This is a genomic window from Streptomyces sp. NPDC005962, assembly GCF_040629205.1.
In the GTDB taxonomy this organism is placed as follows: Bacteria; Actinomycetota; Actinomycetes; order Streptomycetales; family Streptomycetaceae; genus Streptomyces.
The window spans coordinates 102,983-120,381 of sequence record NZ_JBEXVE010000010.1; the positions used below are offsets into that span (position 1 = coordinate 102,983).

At 71.8% G+C, this 17,399-nt stretch carries 18 protein-coding genes and 1 pseudogene; 16 read left to right on the top strand and 3 right to left on the bottom strand.

Translation table 11 applies throughout. The annotated features are described in order from the left end of the window. Nucleotides 1-8 precede the first annotated feature (8 nt). The 16 genes from ABZ370_RS18725 to ABZ370_RS18800 all read left to right on the top strand — a co-directional run bounded on the left by ABZ370_RS18725 (nucleotide 9) and on the right by ABZ370_RS18800 (nucleotide 14,469). On the top strand, nucleotides 9-767 hold the full coding sequence (locus tag ABZ370_RS18725; protein ID WP_358621828.1) for a carboxyltransferase domain-containing protein: 759 nt from the start codon (nucleotides 9-11) through the stop codon (nucleotides 765-767). Beyond that, on the top strand, nucleotides 760-1,731 hold the full coding sequence (locus ABZ370_RS18730) for a biotin-dependent carboxyltransferase family protein (RefSeq protein ID WP_358621830.1): 972 nt from the start codon (nucleotides 760-762) through the stop codon (nucleotides 1,729-1,731). Before ABZ370_RS18725 ends, ABZ370_RS18730 begins: the two co-directional genes overlap by 8 nt. Before the next feature lie 96 nt (nucleotides 1,732-1,827). Beyond that, complete coding sequence (locus tag ABZ370_RS18735; RefSeq protein WP_358621832.1) at nucleotides 1,828-3,060, top strand: aminotransferase class I/II-fold pyridoxal phosphate-dependent enzyme; 1,233 nt, start codon at nucleotides 1,828-1,830, stop codon at nucleotides 3,058-3,060. 89 nt (nucleotides 3,061-3,149) lie between these two features. Next, complete coding sequence (locus ABZ370_RS18740) at nucleotides 3,150-4,478, top strand: MFS transporter (protein WP_358621834.1); 1,329 nt, start codon at nucleotides 3,150-3,152, stop codon at nucleotides 4,476-4,478. Nucleotides 4,479-4,533: 55 nt separating this feature from the next. Beyond that, entirely contained in the window at nucleotides 4,534-5,565 is a 1,032-nt protein-coding gene (locus ABZ370_RS18745) for a M24 family metallopeptidase (protein ID WP_358621836.1), read from the top strand. A 71-nt stretch (nucleotides 5,566-5,636) separates the two neighbouring features. Continuing rightward, nucleotides 5,637-6,473, top strand: coding sequence for an aldo/keto reductase (locus ABZ370_RS18750; RefSeq protein ID WP_358621839.1), 837 nt, complete (start codon nucleotides 5,637-5,639; stop codon nucleotides 6,471-6,473). Between the two features lie 4 nt (nucleotides 6,474-6,477). Next, nucleotides 6,478-7,515, top strand: a complete 1,038-nt coding sequence (locus ABZ370_RS18755; RefSeq protein WP_358621841.1) for an NAD(P)-dependent oxidoreductase — start codon at nucleotides 6,478-6,480, stop codon at nucleotides 7,513-7,515. Beyond that, nucleotides 7,512-8,282 (top strand): SDR family oxidoreductase, encoded by a 771-nt coding sequence (locus ABZ370_RS18760; protein WP_358621843.1) that lies wholly within the window; start codon nucleotides 7,512-7,514, stop codon nucleotides 8,280-8,282. The genes ABZ370_RS18755 and ABZ370_RS18760 overlap by 4 nt, the downstream gene beginning before the upstream one ends. Next, on the top strand, nucleotides 8,275-9,261 hold the full coding sequence (locus tag ABZ370_RS18765; protein WP_358621846.1) for a sugar phosphate isomerase/epimerase: 987 nt from the start codon (nucleotides 8,275-8,277) through the stop codon (nucleotides 9,259-9,261). Before ABZ370_RS18760 ends, ABZ370_RS18765 begins: the two co-directional genes overlap by 8 nt. 50 nt (nucleotides 9,262-9,311) lie before the next feature. After that, on the top strand, nucleotides 9,312-10,076 hold the full coding sequence (locus ABZ370_RS18770; protein ID WP_358621849.1) for an SDR family NAD(P)-dependent oxidoreductase: 765 nt from the start codon (nucleotides 9,312-9,314) through the stop codon (nucleotides 10,074-10,076). Continuing rightward, nucleotides 10,073-10,852: an SDR family oxidoreductase gene (locus ABZ370_RS18775; protein ID WP_358621852.1), complete on the top strand. Its 780-nt coding sequence runs from the start codon at nucleotides 10,073-10,075 to the stop codon at nucleotides 10,850-10,852. The genes ABZ370_RS18770 and ABZ370_RS18775 overlap by 4 nt, the downstream gene beginning before the upstream one ends. A 30-nt stretch (nucleotides 10,853-10,882) precedes the next feature. Further along, entirely contained in the window at nucleotides 10,883-11,926 is a 1,044-nt protein-coding gene (locus ABZ370_RS18780) for an L-idonate 5-dehydrogenase (protein WP_358621854.1), read from the top strand. A 54-nt stretch (nucleotides 11,927-11,980) separates the two neighbouring features. Continuing rightward, the gene (locus ABZ370_RS18785; protein ID WP_358621856.1) at nucleotides 11,981-12,658 is read left to right on the top strand and encodes a 4-carboxy-4-hydroxy-2-oxoadipate aldolase/oxaloacetate decarboxylase; all 678 of its coding nucleotides are present in this window, start codon (nucleotides 11,981-11,983) and stop codon (nucleotides 12,656-12,658) included. Nucleotides 12,659-12,799: 141 nt separating this feature from the next. After that, nucleotides 12,800-13,741 (top strand): LysR substrate-binding domain-containing protein, encoded by a 942-nt coding sequence (locus ABZ370_RS18790; protein WP_358621859.1) that lies wholly within the window; start codon nucleotides 12,800-12,802, stop codon nucleotides 13,739-13,741. Beyond that, the gene (locus ABZ370_RS18795; RefSeq protein WP_358621861.1) at nucleotides 13,738-14,055 is read left to right on the top strand and encodes a hypothetical protein; all 318 of its coding nucleotides are present in this window, start codon (nucleotides 13,738-13,740) and stop codon (nucleotides 14,053-14,055) included. Before ABZ370_RS18790 ends, ABZ370_RS18795 begins: the two co-directional genes overlap by 4 nt. Before the next feature lie 39 nt (nucleotides 14,056-14,094). Further along, complete coding sequence (locus ABZ370_RS18800) at nucleotides 14,095-14,469, top strand: BlaI/MecI/CopY family transcriptional regulator (RefSeq protein WP_358621864.1); 375 nt, start codon at nucleotides 14,095-14,097, stop codon at nucleotides 14,467-14,469. 12 nt (nucleotides 14,470-14,481) lie between these two features. Here the strand turns inward: ABZ370_RS18800 and ABZ370_RS18805 are convergent, their stop codons facing one another. From ABZ370_RS18805 to ABZ370_RS18815, 3 genes and pseudogenes are all read right to left on the bottom strand, one after another. Continuing rightward, nucleotides 14,482-14,820, bottom strand: a complete 339-nt coding sequence (locus ABZ370_RS18805; protein WP_358622275.1) for a DUF4307 domain-containing protein — start codon at nucleotides 14,818-14,820, stop codon at nucleotides 14,482-14,484. Between the two features lie 147 nt (nucleotides 14,821-14,967). Next, a pseudogene (locus ABZ370_RS18810) lies at nucleotides 14,968-15,681 on the bottom strand (SURF1 family protein); the annotation flags it as partial. A gap of 26 nt (nucleotides 15,682-15,707) precedes the next feature. Continuing rightward, on the bottom strand, nucleotides 15,708-17,393 hold the full coding sequence (locus ABZ370_RS18815; RefSeq protein ID WP_358621866.1) for a condensation domain-containing protein: 1,686 nt from the start codon (nucleotides 17,391-17,393) through the stop codon (nucleotides 15,708-15,710). Nucleotides 17,394-17,399: the final 6 nt, after the last annotated feature.

Genomic DNA, 17,399 nt, shown 5'->3' on the forward strand with positions numbered 1-17,399 from the left:
GGACGGCCATGCGGACAACGCCCACGATCGGGATATCGCCGTGCGGCGACGCCGCGCTGCGGGTCACCGTCGACGGCGAGGACACCGACGAGGTGTGGGCGGCCGTGCACCGGCTCGCGGGATGGCTGAACCGTGGCGAGATCCACCCCACGGTGTCCGCCGTGCCGACGTACGACGCGGTGCTCGTGGAGTTCGACCCGTACCACACCACGGGCGACGCGATCATGTCGTACATCCGCTCCTGGGACGCCGCCCCCTGCGTGGGGAGCGCGGTGCCGTCCCCCGGCGTGATCGACGTGCCGGTGCTGTTCGGCGGCGACGCGGGTCCCGACCTGGAATGGGTCGCCGGTGTGGTCGGTGTCCCGGTGGCGGAGGTCGTCGGCCTCGTCTGCGCGAAGGAACATCTCATCCGCTGTCTGGGCGGGCCCGCCGCGTCGGCCATGACGGACGGTCCGGAATTCGGGGTCCCGGTTCCCCGGCTCGCCACCCCCCGGCTGCGGGTGCCGCCGGGCGCGATCTCCGTCGCGGGACGTCAGGCGGTGATCGGGCCCGTCGCCGCGCCGAGTGGCTGGCGGCAGATCGGCCGTACGCCGCTGACCATCCTGCGGACGGATGGCTCAGATAGGACCGGTGGGGCAGGAGGGGCCGACGGCGGCGAGGCCGTCGTGCCGTACCGGCCGGGGGACCGGGTCCGGTTCTTCCCCGTGGACGAGGCCACGTACGCCGGTCTGCTCGGCGTCCCGATGCGCTACCGGAACCATGACTGACCGCCCCGAGCTGTACGTGGAGGCCGCGACGGCGTGTGTGGTGACCGATCTCGGCCGCGCCTCCGGCCCCGCGCGCGGGCTGGCGGTCAACGGCGCACTCGACCAGTTCGCCGCGCGCGCCGCGAACGCCCTGGTCGGCAACGCGCCGACCGCGCCGCTGATCGAGGCCACCGGTTTCGGTGTCACGTTCCGGCCCAGCCACGACGTCCTCATGGCCGTCACCGGCGCGCCCGCCGAACCGGCCGTCGACGGCCTGCCGCACCCCGCGTGGTCACCGCTGTCGGTGCGGGCGGGGGAGACGGTCCGGGTGGGCATCGCCGAGACGGGACTGCGCGCGTACGTCGCCGTGCACGGGTCGTTCGACGTGCCCCTGCTGATGGGGAGCTGTGCGCCGGACTCGATGATCGAGTTCGGCACCCCGGTGACCTCCGGGATGTCCCTCTCCCTGCACCGCTCCCATCCACCGCTGGTCAACCGGGCCTTCGGCGCCACCGTTTTCGACTTCGGCATCCCCCGCGACATCGGCCGGGTGCCCGCGGTGCTGGAGGTCATCGAGGGACCCGACGCCGCGGAGTTCGGCACCGGGCTCCAGCGGCTGTTCGACTCGCCGTACACGGTCACCCCACGGATCAACCATGTCGGCCTCCGCGTGGCCGGGCATGTGCCGCAGCGCTCCGTCACCGGCGAGGTGCTCTCGCGGGGCGTGCCGGTCGGGGCGGTCGAGGTCCCCGCGGGCGATGAGCTGCTTGTCCTGATGCGCGGCCGGGGAATCACCGCGGGCTACCCGGTGCTCGCGGTGCTCACCTCGCGCGCCCTCGATGTCGCGGCGCAGCTCAGGCCCGGGCAGGAGATCCGCTTCCGCCGGACCAGCGCGGCCGCCGCCACCGTCGCCTATCTGGAGCGACGGCGGCTCCTGGACCGGGTCGCGCTCCGCGCCCGCACCGCCTTCGCCGCACTCTCCTGACACCCGCACTCTCCTGACACCGCACTCTCCTGACACCCGCACTCTCATCTCGACACCTTGCATCCATCGCACTCGCACCATCGAAGGAGGAAAGGGATGTCCTTTCCCGAGGTACCGCGGACCCCCGTCCTGGCCGAGCGGATGTCGCGCGTCAGGGAATCGCCCAGTTCCCGGGTCGCGGACCGGGTGCGCGCATTTCAGGCGGCGGGCCGCAAAATTCTTCCGCTGACGATCGGTGAGCCCGATTTCGATACGCCGGACCATGTGAAGGACGCGGCGATCGCGGCAATTCGCGAGGGCGAGACGAAATACACCTCGGCCAACGGCACGCCCGCTCTGCAGAAATCGATCATTTCCCGGCTGCGGCGCAAGACCGGACACTCCTACGGCACCGGCGAGATCTGCCTGGGCGGCGGCGCCAAGCAGCTGATCTTCCTGGCGTTCGTGGCGACCCTCGACGAGGGCGACGAGGTGATCGTCCCGGCACCGTACTGGGTGTCCTACCCGGACATGGTCACGGTGAACGGCGGGCGTCCCGTGGTCGTCGCCGCCACCGCTGCGGACGGGTACAAGCTCACCCCGGGCAGGCTGCGCGCGGCCATCACCGACCGGACGAAATGGGTCGTGCTCAATACGCCCAACAACCCCACCGGCGCGGTCTACAGCGAGGAGGAACTGCGGCAGATCGCCGATGTCCTGCGCGCGCACCCGCATGTCTCGCTGCTGTGCGACGAAATCTACGACGAGATCAACTTCGGCGCGGAGCCGGTCCCCAGCGCCGTGACCGTCGCCCCCGACCTGCGGGAACGCATCTTCCTGGTCAACGGCGTGTCCAAGGCGTACGCCATGACCGGCTGGCGGATCGGCTACGGCGCCGGGGCCGCGTCGCTGTGCGGGGCGATCGGCACGCTCCAGTCGCAGAGCTCCTCCTGCCCGTCGTCGGTGAGCCAGGCGGCCGCGGGCGCCGCGCTCGACGGCGGCCGGGGGTTCATCGACCGTACGGTGGCGATCTACCGCGAGCGCCGGGACCTGCTCGTGTCCGGGCTCGACGCGATCGAGGGGCTGCGCCCGTCGGTTCCCCGCGGCGGCTTCTACGTATGGACCGACGCGTCCGCGCTGACGGGTGCCGTGACCCCCTCGGGGACGGCGCTCGCCTCCGACGCCGATTTCGCCGAGCACCTCCTGGAGACCTCCGGCGTCGTGGTGATCACCGGTGACGCCTATGGCTGCCCCGGCCATTTCCGGGCCAGCTTCGCATTGGACTCCGACACCATTCGAGAGGCAGTCTCCGGACTCGCGCATTCGGTATCCCTGCTCCGACGCCCATGAATTCCGCCCGCCCCCTCCCCCCTGGCGGCCCGACGGCCATAAATTTCCTTCCGGTGACAATGGCGTCACCTCTGAGAAAGGTAGTCCCCGTGAACAGCAAGGTCTCCGAAGCCCCGCCGGTCGCACAGAGGCCCCCGGCGCCGAAGACGAAAGCGACGAGAGCATCGATCATCGGTGGCCTCATCGGCGTCTTCATCGAGCTCTACGACAACGCCGTCTACGGCTTCGTGGCCGGGACGCTCGCGGTCGTGTTCTTCCCCAGCGACGCCCCCGCCACGAGTGTTCTGCTGACGTTCCTGGCCTTCGCCATCCCGTTCTTCTTCCGCCCGCTGGGCGCCGCGGTCGCCGGGTCGTGGGGCGACCGGATAGGCCGCAAGCGGGTCCTGCTGGTGCTCATCATCATGATGAGCCTGTCCACCGGCCTGGTCGGCGCCCTGCCGAGCTACGCCGTGGCGGGCGCCTGGGCGCCGATCACCCTGGTGCTGCTGCGCTTCGTGCAGGGCTTCGCGATGGGCGGCGAGGTCGGCAACGGCAACTCGTTCCTCGCCGAACACGCCGGAGAGGGGCGCCGGGGCCAGGTGGTCTCCTACGCCAACGCCGCCACGTTCATCGCGATGCTGCTCGGCACCATGTTCACCGCCCTGCTCACCGCCGTGCTCAGCAGCTCGTCCATGGAGGCCTGGGGCTGGCGGCTGCCGTTCCTCCTCGCCCTGCCCCTGGGCGTCCTGGGCCTGATCGTGCGACGCCTGGCCGACGAATCGCCCGAGTTCGCCAAGGCCGAGGAGGAGGGCCGGGTGACCGGCAGCCCGCTCCGCGAGGCCTTCTCCGGCCGGGAATCCCGCCGCGCGATGCTGATGACGATCGTGCTGCCGCTGTTCAACAGCTCCGGCTACTTCATCCTGTTCATCTACATGCCCTCGTTCATGAAGAACGACATGCACTTCTCCGCGCTGGAAGGCCTGCTTGTCACGGGCATCATGCTCGCCGTCGGCACGTTCGCCGTGCTGTACGCCGGGCGGCTCTCCGACCGGGTGGGCCGCAAGAGGATGCTCGCCGTCTCGGCGTTCGGCATGGTCGTCATCGGTTTCCCCTGCTACTGGCTGCTGACACAGGGGTCCTTCGCCCTGGCGACGGTCGGCGCGGTCCTGATGGCGCTGTGTTTCGCCGGTACCAACGGGGTGATGCAGGTGACGCTCGCCGAGCTGTTCCCGACCCGCATCCGCACCGTGGCCTACGGCTTCGGCTACAACATCGGCACCGCGATCTTCGGTGGCGCCGCCCCGCTGCTCGTCACCGCGCTGATCGTCGCGACCGGCAGCACCTGGATTCCGGCCTTCTACCTCGTCCTCACCTCCGCCGCGGCCGGGTTCGCCGCGCTGCGCATCCGCGAGACGGCCTTCGAACCGCTCAAGCGCTGACCCGCACCCGTACATCCCCGCACATGCCCCGCACATTCGGAAGGACGGTGGTCCCGTGGCGACAACGGCCACGCGCCAGGCCGGAACCGGGCTGGACCGGCTCCGCGAACAGATGGACAAGGCGGGCCTCGCGGCCCTGCTGCTGACCTCGCCCGGAGGGCGCCGGTACGCCCTCGGATCGGCTCCCGGCCTCGCCGACGGTGCCGCCGTCCTGCTCACCACCGACGGCACGGTGGCGAGCGCGGCGGACGGCGACCTCACCGCCGCGCTGCACGCCTGCGGTGTGGCCGACGGCGCCGTCGGTGCCGACGCCGCCCTGCCGTGGGAGGCGTCCGTCCCCGCCGGGATACGGCTGCGCCCCGCCGCCGACCTGCTCTTCGCCGAGCTGGCGAGCTGTGGGCCCGGTGAACTGCCCGCGTTCGCCGCGGCCGCCGAACTCGCCGCCGTCGGCTACACCGCGGTCATGGACCACCTGTGCGTCGGCATGGACGTACGGGAACTGTCGGGCAACGTCGACCGCTCGATCCGCCGGGCCGGTGGCCTGCTGGGCTGGTACGACCCGTACGGCGGCGACGGCGGTACGGACGGCCCGGCGGCCGGATCGGATCTGGTGACCGTCCGCGGCCACGACCCCGGCACCGCCCGGCTGATCGCCGGGACACCCGTCCGCTACGTCCTGCACCCCCTGCTGGAGGGCGTCGCCGGATACGCCGCCGCGAGCGCCGTACTCGGCAAGCCCGACGCCCCGCTGCGCGCCGCCGGGGACACCTCTGCCGCCGCGACAGCCTCGCTGCTGGCCGCGCTGCGGCCGGGCGAGCCGCTCCGCGAGGGCTACGAGGCGTTCGACCGCGAGGCCGCCGGGCATACCGCGGCATGCCGGATCGTCACGCTGCGCGGTGGCGCGGCGGCGCCACCGCTGCCGCGTGACAGCGCGGTGGTCGCCCAGCCCGGCATGGTGCTCGGCGTACGGACCCGGGTCACGGCGCCGGGCGGCGGCGCGGTCGAGCTGGCGGAGACCGCCGTGGTGACCGCCTCGGGCGCGGAGCCGCAGGCGCGGACGCCACTGCGCCTGGTCGAACTGCACTGACCCGCCGGAACCGCCCCGCCGGAACCGCCCCGCCGACACCGGCCCGCCACCACTCAACGAGGAGAACCGTCATGGATACGACCCTCCAGCCCGGAAACCTCCGGCCCGGAGCGGGCCGGGTGCCCACGGCCGACGCGGGCGGCCGCGTCATGCCGCTGCTCGGCTTCGGCACCCATCCGATGCGCGGCGAGACGGCCACCGAGGCCGTGCTGACCGCGCTCTCGGTCGGCTACCGGCTCGTCGACACCGCCACCCGCTACCGCAACGAAGCCGCCGTCGGCGCGGCGCTCACGGCGTGCGGCCTGCCCAGGTCCGAACTGTTCGTGACCACCAAGATGCCGCCCGACCAGGTCGGCCGGGAACGGCTGACGCTGGAGGAGAGCCTCACCGCGCTCGGCTGCGACTACGCCGACCTATGGCTGATCCACTGGCCACCGGGCGGCTTCCCGGGCGTCAGCAGCTGGCGCGAGTTCCTCCGCGCCCGCGACGAGGGGCTCGTACGGGCCATCGGCGTCAGCAACTACTCCATCGAGCTCATCGACGCCCTGCACGAGGCCACCGGGGTGTATCCCGCCGTCAACCAGGTGCAGTGGGGTCCGGGCGACTACGACGCGGACTTCGCCGAAGCGCTGCGCGAGCGCGGCGTGGTGCTCAGCGCGCACAGCCCGCTGCGCAGCACCGACCTCGACCACCCGGTGCTCGCCGATATCGCGCGGCGCTACGACCGTTCGGCACGCGACGTGGTCCTGGCCTGGAACCTGCACCACCGGGTCGCCGTGACCGTGAAGTCCGCGCACCGGGACCGGATGGAGCGGAACCTGTCGGCCGTCGCGCTCGCACTCGCCCCGGCGGACATCGAGGCGATCGACGGTCTTTCCACCGCCGCCGGTTCTCAGGGAAACGGGTGACATCGTGGCGTACCAGGTCGTGGTCACCCGGGGTTATGCCGAGCGGGACGGCACGACCGTCTTCGGCGATATCGGACTGTCCCGGCTGACCGACGCCGGGCTGGCGTGGCGGGTGCTGGACGAGGAGGTCGAGGAGCTACGGCCCGACCAGCTCGAAGCGGCGGACGCGGTCCTCGTACTGGGCCACGAGCGGGTCTCGGCCGAGTCCATCCCGGTCTCCGGGCGGCTGCGGCACGTGGCGCGCTTCGGCGCCGGTTTCGACGCCGTGGACACCGATGCCTGCGCCCGGCGCGGGGTGCTGGTGACCAACACGGCCGCCGCGGTACGAAGGCCGGTGGCCGACTCCGTCATCGCGCTGCTGTACGCGCTGTCGCACCACCTCGTCGTCAAGGACCGCCTGGTACGGGAGGGGCGGTGGGCGGAACGCGGGGTGTGGCGCGGCGCGGGGCTGACCGGTGCGACGGTGGGCATCGTCGGACTGGGCGGTATCGGCCTGGAAACCGCGCGCCGGGTGCGTGCGCAGGGGCTGCGGGTGCTGGCGTACAACCGGAGCGACCGCGGCCGTGAGGCGGTCGAAAATGGCATCGAACTCCGTTCCCTGGAAGGGGTGTTGGCCGAGAGCGACTATGTGGTGGTCACCGTCGCCGCGAACTCCGGTACGCGGCGTCTCATCGGGGAGCGCGAACTCTCGCTGATGCGGCCGACCGCCCGGCTGGTCAATGTCTCGCGGGGCGTGGTGGTCGACGAGGGGGCGCTCACCGCGCGGCTGTCGGACGGGCGGCTGGCCGGGGCCGGCCTGGACGTGTTCACCGAGGAGCCACTGAAGGCGGACAGCCCGCTGACCGGGCTGGACAACGTCATCCTCGCCCCGCACTCGCTCTGCTGGACGGATCAGTACACCGCCGCCGTCTCGGCGAGCGTGATGGCCTCGCTGATCGCGGTGAGCCGTGGCGAGCATCCCGACGAGACGGTCAACGGCCCTTTCCCACAAGGCACTTGGGGCCATTCCAACGAACACGACGACGAGAGGGACACGACATGACGGACCACGAACCCGGGCAGCGCGGCACGGCGGTCATCACCGGAGCGGCGTCGGAGCGCGGCATCGGCCGCGCGCTGGCGGCGCGGCTGGCCGCCGCGGGCTGGAGCCTCGGCCTGCTCGACGTCGACGCGGAGGTCGAGAAGGTGGCCGCCGCGCTGGGCGCCGAACACGGCGTCGCGGCGGCCGGTGTGGTCGCGGACATCGCCGACCCCGCCTCCGTGGACGCCGCCGTCGCCACGTTCGAGACGGAACTGCCGCCCGTCACCGCGCTGGCCAACATCGCGGGCATCAGCTCGCCGCTCTCCTTCCTCGACGTGGACCTGGCCACCTGGGAACGCGTCATGCGGATCAACGCCACCGGCACCTTCGTCGTCAGCAAGCGCGTCGTGCCCGGCATGGTGGAGCGCGGCTACGGCCGGGTGGTGAGCCTCGGGTCGACGGCGATGCAGAACGGTGGCGGTACGTACAGCAAGTCCACCTACGCCGCGTCCAAGGGCGCGATGGAGGCGTTCAGCCGCGCGCTCGCGCTGGAAGTGGCCTCGCAGGGAGTGACGGTCAACGTGGTCGCACCGGCCACCATCGACACCGACATCATGGGCGGCCGCATCACCGACGACCGCAAGCCCACGTTCCTGGCGCAGCTGCCGGTCGGGCGGCTCGGTACGACGCGCGACGTCGCCGCGCTGATCGAGTTCCTGCTCGGCGAGGACGCCGGGTACATCACCGGCGCGACCTACAACATCAACGGAGGTCTTCGCATTGGATAAGACACCCGTGCACACCGAGCGGCCGTCCCTGGCCGTGCCGTCCCGGCTCGCCGTGCCCCACACGCCCGAGGACTGGCCGATCGCCGCCGCCATGCTCCAGTTCCCGCCGCACGCGGCGGACGGCACCCCGGTGGAGAAGCTGGACCCCGACGAGTGGCGCCGACTCCTGCAGCCCGTCGTCGACGAGGGCTTCACCCACCTGGAACTGTCCACCGCCTGGCTGCCGCTCGGCGACCTGGACCCGGCCCGGCTGACCGCGCTCGGCGAGGTCCTGGACGACGCCGGGCTCGCGGTGCCCGGGGTCGGCGTGGTCCGGCAGAGCGTCATCCACCCGGAGCGGGGCGAGCGCAACCTCGCCTTCTCGCACCGGACCATCGACGCGGCCGCCGCCCTCGGCGCGGACATCGTCTGCCTCGGACTCCACGACACCCTGACCGCCGAGCAGCAGCGGGCGCTGTGGTTCTGGACGGTGCCCGGGGACGTGGCCTCGGCCGACCCCGGGGTGCGCGACCTGGCCGTACGCCGCTTCCGGGAACTCGGCGACCACGCCGCCGACGCCGGCGTGGAGCTGTCGTTGGAGCTGTACGAGGACACGTATCTGGGCAGCGCCGACGAGGCGATCCGCTTCCTCGACGACATCGGCCACGACGCGGTGGGGCTCAACCCCGACCTCGGCAACCTCATCCGGCAGCAACGGCCGGTCGACTCCTGGGAGTACCTGGTCTCGGTCACCGCGCCACGCACCAACTACTGGCACATCAAGAACTACGCGCGGCTGGAGGACCCCGCCACCGGCACCGTCCTCACCCATCCGGCCCCGCTCGAACTCGGCATCGTGAACTACCGCGCCGCCGTCCGCTACGCGATCGCCCACGGGTTCGGCGGCGCGTTCGTCGTCGAGCACTACGGCGGTGACGGCCTGAGCGTGGGCGCCACCAACGCCGCCTACCTCCGGCGCGTCCTCCCGCGCTCCCGCTGACCGCCCGCACCCACCGACCGTCCCCACCCGACCGTAACGACAGGAGAACCGTGGCTTTCCCCCGTGAACGCACCGCGATCGTCACCGGAGCCGCCTCCGAGCGAGGGATCGGCCGGGCGACCGCCGCCTGGCTCGCGGCCGAGGGCTGGTCGGTCGCCGTATTCGATCTGGACGAGGAGGCCTGCCAGGACCTCGCCACCCGTCTCAGGGACGAACACGGTGTGCCCTGCCTGGGCATCGGCGTGGACATCCGCGACCGGGGCGCGGTCCAGACGGCCGTGGACCGGGTCGACGAGGCGCTGCCGCAGCTCGTCGGCCTCGTCAACAACGCCGGGGTGAGCTCGCCCGTACCGTTCCTGGAGGTCTCGGAGGCCGAATGGCAACGGGTGATCGATGTCAACCTCAACGGCACCTTCCACGTCACCCAGGCCGCGGCGAAGATCATGGCCGGGCACCGGCTCGGCCGCGTCGTCAACGTCTCGTCCGCCTCCGCCGAACGCGGCGGCGGTGTGTACGGGCGCGCCGCGTACTCGGCCTCGAAGGCCGCGCTGCTCGGCTTCGCCCGCACGCTCGCCCGGGAGCTGGGACCGTACGGCATCACCGCCAACTCCGTGGCGCCCGGCTCCATCGACACCGACATCATGGGCGGCCCGCTGTCCGACGAACGCAAGGCCGTGCTGCTCCAGGAGCTGCCCGTCGGGCGGATCGGCACCGTACGCGATGTGGCGGCGGTCATCGCCTTCCTGCTGAGCGAGCACGCCGGATACCTCACGGGCGTCACCTACGACGTCAACGGCGGGTCGCACATCGCATGACACACGACGAGGCCACCACGGAGGAAGCCACAGTGGACAACGACGTTCCGTTCACCGCCGACCTGACCGGCAAGACCGCCGTGGTCACCGGAGCCAGCAGTGGCATCGGGCACGCCATCGCCGACCTCTATCTGCGCAACGGCGCCACCGTGGTGGGCATCCACCGCCGCGAGGCCGCCGCGCACACGGGAAAGTACGTACCGGTGGTCGCGGACCTCGGCGACCCGGCGCGGGTGCGCGCCGCCGCGGCCGAGGTGCTGCGGGACCACCGGGTCGACATCCTGGTCAACAACGCGGGGCTCAACATCCGCCACCCCGTCGAGGACTTCCCGCTCGACGACTGGGACCGGGTGCAGCAGCTCAACGTCCGCACGGTGGTGGAGCTGACGCAGGCGTTCGGCCGCCCGATGCTCGAACGCGGGGCAGGGGTGATCGTCAACCTGGCGTCGATGCTCTCCTTCACCGGCGGGTTCACCGCCTCCGCGTACGCCGCGTCCAAGGGCGCCGTCGGGCAGTTCACGAAGTCGGTGGCCAACGAATGGGCGCCGAAGGGCGTCCGGGTCAACGCCATCGCGCCGGGGTTCATCGCCACCGAGATGAACACCGCGCTCGTCGCCGACGAGACCCGCAACCGCCAGATCCTCGAACGCATCCCGGCGGGGAGGTGGGGCACGGCGCGGGACATCGCCGGGGCCGCGCTCTTCCTCGCGTCCGACGCCGCCCGGTTCATCCACGGGACGGTGATCCCCGTCGACGGCGGCTACCTCGGCCGCTGAACCCGCACCGCTGAAAGGAGCTTCACCGACATGAAAGCCGTCGTCGTCCACGGACCGGGGGACCTGCGCGTGGACGCGCTGCCCGACCTCCGGGTGGCGCCGGACCGGGTCGCGGTCCGCATCGTCTACGGAGGCATCTGCGGGTCGGACCTGCACTACGCGGCGGACGGCCGCAACGGTCCGTACACCGTCACCGAGCCACTGGTGCTCGGCCACGAGGTCGTCGGCGTCGTCGCGCGGACCGGCCAGGACGTACGGGACGACGCCCCGGCCGTCGGCACCCGCGTCGCGCTCCACCCGGCAACGCCCTGCGCGCCGCCCGGCGCCACCGGCGCCACGGGGCTGCATCTGCGCCCCGGCGGCACGTACCTCGGCAGCGCCTCGACCCAGCCGCACACCCAGGGTGGTTTCGTCGAGCTGCTGGAGGTGCTGCCCGGACAGCTGCGGCCGCTGCCCGACGGACTCCCGCTGCGCCGGGCCGTACTCGCCGAACCCCTGGCCGTCGCCCTGCACGGGGTGGCGCAGCTCGGCGAGCGGGTACGGGGTGCGCGGGCGCTGGTCAGCGGCGCGGGGCCGATCGGCGCCCTCGCGATCGCCGGACTCCGGCACGCGGGCGCCGCCGAGATCGTCGCCGCCGACCTCCAGGACTTCCCGCTCACGGTCGCGGCGGCGGTCGGAGCGGGGGAGACCCTGAACCTGGCCGCCGGAGGCGCCGTCCCGGAGTCCTCCTTCGACGTCGTGGTCGAGGCGGCGGGCGCCGTGCCCTCGCTCGCCACCGCGCTGCGCGCGGTGCGCCCCGGCGGGGCCGTGCTCCAGCTCGGCATGCTGCCGCGCGAACCGGTGCCGGTGGCCATGTCGACGGTCATCGCCAAGGAGATCGCCCTGTACGGCTCGCAGCGCTTCGACACCGAACTCGACACCGCGATCGCCGTCCTCGCCGCGGACCCCTCGCTCGACGCGGTGCTCAGCCATGAGTACGGCATCGACGACGCCGCGGAGGCCTTCGGCTGTGCGGCGGACGCCTCCCGGTCGTCCAAGACGGTGCTGCGGATGTCCGACGACCCCCAGCGTTAAGCCCACCGCGAGAAGCCCCGAACGACGAGAAGCCCCGAACGAAAGGAAACCGACATGATTCATGTCCGTACCAAGATCGACCGCCCGTCCGCGGACGTGGTGGCCGCGCTCGGCCGGTTCTCCGCCGCCACCATCCACGAGGCGCAGGGGCGCAAGGGCGCGCTGGCGCACCGGCTGAAGCCCGTCGACCCCGCCATGTCGTTCTGCGGCCCCGCCTTCACCGTCGACGCGCAGGCGGGCGACAACATCATGGTCCAGGTCGCGATCTCCTACGCACAGCCCGGTGACGTCGTGATCGTCGCCGGTTCGGAGTTCGAGCAGGCGGGTTCCTTCGGGGATGTGCTCGCCACCGCGTGCCAGAGCAAGGGGCTGGCCGCGTTCGTCACCGACTCCGGCGTGCGCGACAGTGCTGACCTGCGCAAACTCGGCTTTCCCGTCTTCTCCGGCACGGTCTGCATCGAGGGAACGGTCAAGGAGACCCTGGGCCCGGTGAACCGCCCGATCTCCATCGGCGGGCAGATCGTCCGGCCCGGCGACATCCTGCGCGGCGACGCCGACGGCATCGTCGTGGTCGACCCGCCGGAGGCCGAGGAGGTCGTACGGCTCTGCCAGCAGCGGGAGGACCACGAGGCCGGCATCCGGGCGCGGCACCGGCGCGGGGACGCGTCGCTGATCGAGGTGCACGGCCTCGTGGAGAAGCTGAAGGCCAAGGGGCTGGTCGTCGAGGAGTGAACGGCCCTCGCCGGTCGCCGGACATCGCGCCCGCTCACCTGTTCCGTCGGCCGGTCACGAAAGGTAGGTTCACCTGCGTGCCTCGTGCCGCGTGGCCGGGGCCGCCGTGGTCGGTGCCGGCGACCGGCGAGGAGGAGTGCGATGGACACCCGCAGGCTCGCCTACTTCGTCCGCGTGGTGGACATCGGCAACATCACCAGGGCCGCGGACTCGCTGCACATCACGCAATCGGCGCTCAGCCAGCACATCTCGGCGCTGGAGAACGACGTCAAGACCCGCCTGCTCGAACGCACCGGGCGCGGGGTGGAGGTGACACCGTCCGGACGCTCCCTCTACCGCTACGCGCAGGGCATTCTCCGGCTGGAGAAGGCCGCCCGGATCGACCTGCACGCGGGCAGCGACACCCCGGCCGGACTGGTGACCGTCGGCCTGGCCTCGTACAGCATGGCGCCGGGCCTGGCCGTGCCGCTGCTGCGGATGGTGCGCGAACGGTATCCGAACATCCACCTCCAGCTGATCCAGAACCTGACGGTGGTCATGAGCCAGGCGGTGCTGCTCGGCCAAGTGGACATGGCGCTCATCTACGACCCCGGCTATGTGAAGGGGCTCGTCGTCCAGCAGGTCCTGGAGGACGACTTCCACCTGATCACCAGCGCGAAGATCCCGCCCGTCGCGCGCCGTGGTGACACCGTCACGCTCAAGGAGGCGAGCCGACTGGGCTTCGTCCTGCCGAACGAGCTGCACACCGTCCGGCGGATCACCGACGCCGCCTTCCACGCAGCGGGGCTGCACTGCTCGGTCGTCGCGGAGGTCGAGACGGGCATGGTGCTGCGGGACGCCGTGGTGAGCGGCCTCGGCGCCACGGTGCTGCCGCTCACCGCCGCCAGGACCCACTTCGCCCCCGACGAGATACGCGCCTACCGGTTCGCCGACGCCCGGCTGCGCACCGCCATGTCCCTGTGCACCCCCGAGGTACAGCCGCTCTCGGACGCCGCCGCACTCGTCGCGGACCTGCTGCGCACGCTCATCCTTGGCGGATCAGGCCCAGCCGAGGCCACTGATCCGCTACCTTTGTCCAGATGACCACCTTTGTCGTCACCCTCCCCGGCACCTTCATGAGCCCGCTGACCGAGGACGCCCGCAGCCGGCTCATCAAGGGCCTCAGGTCCGCCGACCCCGGCCGCACCGACTTCGAACCGGCCGCCGAACTCGATGTGCTGAGCGTCGACACAGAGAACTCGACGTATACCGTCCGGCTCGAAGTCGAGGCGGGAGACAGCGGGGAAGCCGAAAGGAACGCCCGCAACCTCGCGGCACGCGCCCTCCTCGACGCCGGATACACCAGCGACACGGCGCCGATGGGCAAGGCCGCCATCACCGGCATCGAGGCCGAATAGGCCCCGATCGGGTAACCCTGAGCGATTACGCTCACGTTCATGCGACGCTTGGGAGATCTGGAAGCCGAGATCATGAACCGGTTGTGGGATTGGGGGCAGCCCGCAACCGTGCGCGAGATCGTCGACGACATCAACACGAGCCGTCCCTTGGCCTACACGACCGTGACGACCGTGGCGGACACGCTGTACCGCAAGGGCTGGCTCATGCGCTGGAAGAGCGGGCGGGCCTGGACGTACGAGCCCGTACGCAGCCGCGAGGACTACACCGTGGGGCTGATGCAGGACGCGCTGGGCAGCAGCGCCGACCGGAAGACGGCGCTGCTGCGCTTCGTCGAGCACATGTCCGCCGAGGACGCCGAGGCGCTGGACGCCGCTCTGCGCGCCGTGGGACGCCACGAGGCCGACGGACACTGATGGGTCGGCCGGTCAGCCCGCCGCCGCGTCCTGGCAGCCGACCAGCTCGACCGCCGTGGCACGGCCCGTCGTACGGAGTTCCACGAGCTTGTCCACGCTGTCCCGCCGCTCCGCGAAGTTGACGTCCTTGCGGCCGACTTCGCCACCCGCCTCCGACAGCGAACGCAGCGTGCACACCACGACCGTGCCGGTGTCCTTGCGGACCGACAGATGTGCCCGGGCCGAGGTGTCCGACACGACCTCGAAGGTGACCAGCTCACCGCTGTAGTCCCGGCCCGACAGGTACGCGGTGCCGCTCCAGGCGACGAACGCGAGGAACACGGCGCCGAGAACACCCCCGGCGATCTTCAGCGTGCGGTCCTTGCGGGCATCGGCGGAACGGCTGTCGGCGCGGGCCGGGGCGAGGACGGGCCCGGCCTTGACGGGGAGAGCGGGAGCTGCGGGAGCGTCTGGAGTGCCGACGGTGGCGGGGCAGTTGTCCGCCGCGCCGCTCCCGTCCTCCCGCTCCCGGCGGTAGAGGCGGAACCACATGAAGACGACGAAGCCCGCGAAGACGAACCACTCCCCGGTGTAGCCGAGGTTCTGGAACGCCTTGAGGTCCAGCCCGGTGCGCTGCACGGCGGCCGGTGGCACCGCACGGAGCCCGCCGCCCGTCTCGGCAAGGGTGATCCACGCGTCGTACACCTCGTACGGCACGACGTTGACCAGCGAGGCCGCGCTGATGATGCCGATCCGGCCCGGCGTGAGGCCGCCCACCCGTACGCCCTTGGTGCGCTGATTCTCCGGCGCCTGCAGCACACCGGTGACGGTGACCGTGCCCGTGGGCGGGGCGGGCACCCCGGCCGCCCGGGCCGTGCCGGGAAGCCAGCCGCGGACCACCGGCAGCGCGGCCCCGCCCTCCGTACGCAGTACGGACAGGGCGAAGAAGCCGCGCTCGCCCTCCAGTCGCCGGTCCGGTACGAGGAACTCCGCGCCGGGGTCGTACCGGCCGGTGACCGTGGCGAGCCGCCCCACGGTGTCCGTCGTGACGGGCAGCATGCCGGTCAGCGGTGCGGCCGGTGCGTCCCGGCCCTTCCGCTGCTCCTGATGGGATTCGACGCGCGCCGAGAAGCGGTCGAGCTGCCAACTGCCCATGAAGAGGCAGAAGGGCACGGCCAGGGCCACGAAGAGATTGATGGCCCACCATCGGGGAGCGAGCAGGAAGTGGTTCATGTCGGGTCCGTTCACGGCTTTCTGTTTCAGTGTTGTGCGGGCACGCCCGCCGTGGACACCGCGGCCGGTTCCGACCAGTCGTTGTCCTCGTCGGCCAGCGCGGTGAGCAGCCGCTGGTAGGAGCGGAGCATGTCGTCCAGCAGCCCGGCCGGGAACAGTTCGTCCACGGCGTCCCAGGCCAGCAGCACCGAGCCGCCGATTTTGTAGACCTGGTGGTCGAGCCAGACCTGCGGTGTCTGGGACAGCATCCAGTTCCACTCGCCGAGCTCCGCCCGCACCTCGGGGCGGACGAACGCCGAGCCGAGGTTGCACGCGAACACCACGGGTGCGGCGGCCCGCTTCCCGCCGTTGGCCCGGCGCAGGTCCTGCAGCACGCTCAGGGTGGAGTACTGGGCGTGCGAGGCGTTCTCCTGGAGCTGCCGCTGGAGGTCCCGTACGCGCTCCGCGAAGGGGAGGGGCCGCCGGACGTCCACGCGGAGCAGCACGAGGTTGGTGAAGTCGGCGACCATGCCGTTCACCGCCGGGTCCAGCGGCTGCCGGTCGAACAGCGGCACGTTGAGCAGGAAGTCCCGCTCCGTGCTCCAGGCGCCCAGCACCTCGGCGTACGCGGTCGCCAGGACCATCGCGGACGTCAGTCGGTGCTCGCGGGCACGGCGGGTGACGCGCTCCCAGTCGGCGGCGTCGAGCAGGAAGCCGCGGCGCGAGAACACCGGCCTGGTGACGTCCTCGGGGCGTACCGCGAGGGGGAGCGCGGGGCCGGAGAGGGGGAGTTCGGACAGCTTGCCGCGCCAGAACTCCCGTGCCACGGCGAGCGGGCTGTCCGCCGCGCCGGGGGCGCCGCACCAGGCGCGGTAGTCGTCCAGGTACTGCGGGAAGCCGTACCCGGGCTCCGCGCCCAAGCGCTCCGGGTCCGCGTATGCCGTCGCGAGGTCGGCGAGGACCAGTTCGATGCTGGCGACGTCCGCCACCAGCAGATCGATGTTGACGTGGATACGGGTGGCCTCGTCCGGCAGCAGGGAGAGCTGTACGTCGAACACCTCGCCCGCGGCGACGTCGAGCACCCGGTGGGACAGGCTCGCGCGCAGCTCCTCAAGGTGCTGCTCGGCCTTGTCGGTGCCGGACGCCGTGACATCGTGGACGCGCAGTCCCGGCCATGGACTGAGGGGGAGGATCTGCTGCCGTCCGTCGTCCAGGAACCTGGCGCGCAGCATGCCGTGCCGGGCGAGGACTCGCCGTACGGCCGTCTCCAGCCGGTCCGGCCGGATGGCGGTGCCGTCGAGTTCGAGGTAGGCGTGGCAGCCGACGCCGCCGAGGGCCATCCCCTCGCTGCGGCCGATCCAGTAGGCCCGCTGTACGGGCGTGAGGCCGAAGGGCGCGGCGGCGTCGACCGGCGGCCGCTCCGTATCCACCGCGGGCGGCGCGGTGTCCTGCGGGGTGGTGTTCCGCGAGGTGGTGTCTTGCGAGGTGATGTCCTGCGGCGTGGCCCGGTGGGCGGTCAGCAGCGCGTGCCAGCGCTCCACGGTCGGATCTTCCGCGAGCTGGCGGAAGGTCACGGCCGAACCGGTGCGCCGCCAGCCGCCCGCCAGCCGCATCATCCGGATGGAATCCATCCCGACGGTGATCAGATTCGCCGAATCGGTGATCGTCTCGGGGGCCACCGCGAGCACCTCGGCGGCCGCGTTCCGGATGTCGTCCTTGGACAGTTCGGTCATGGTCGG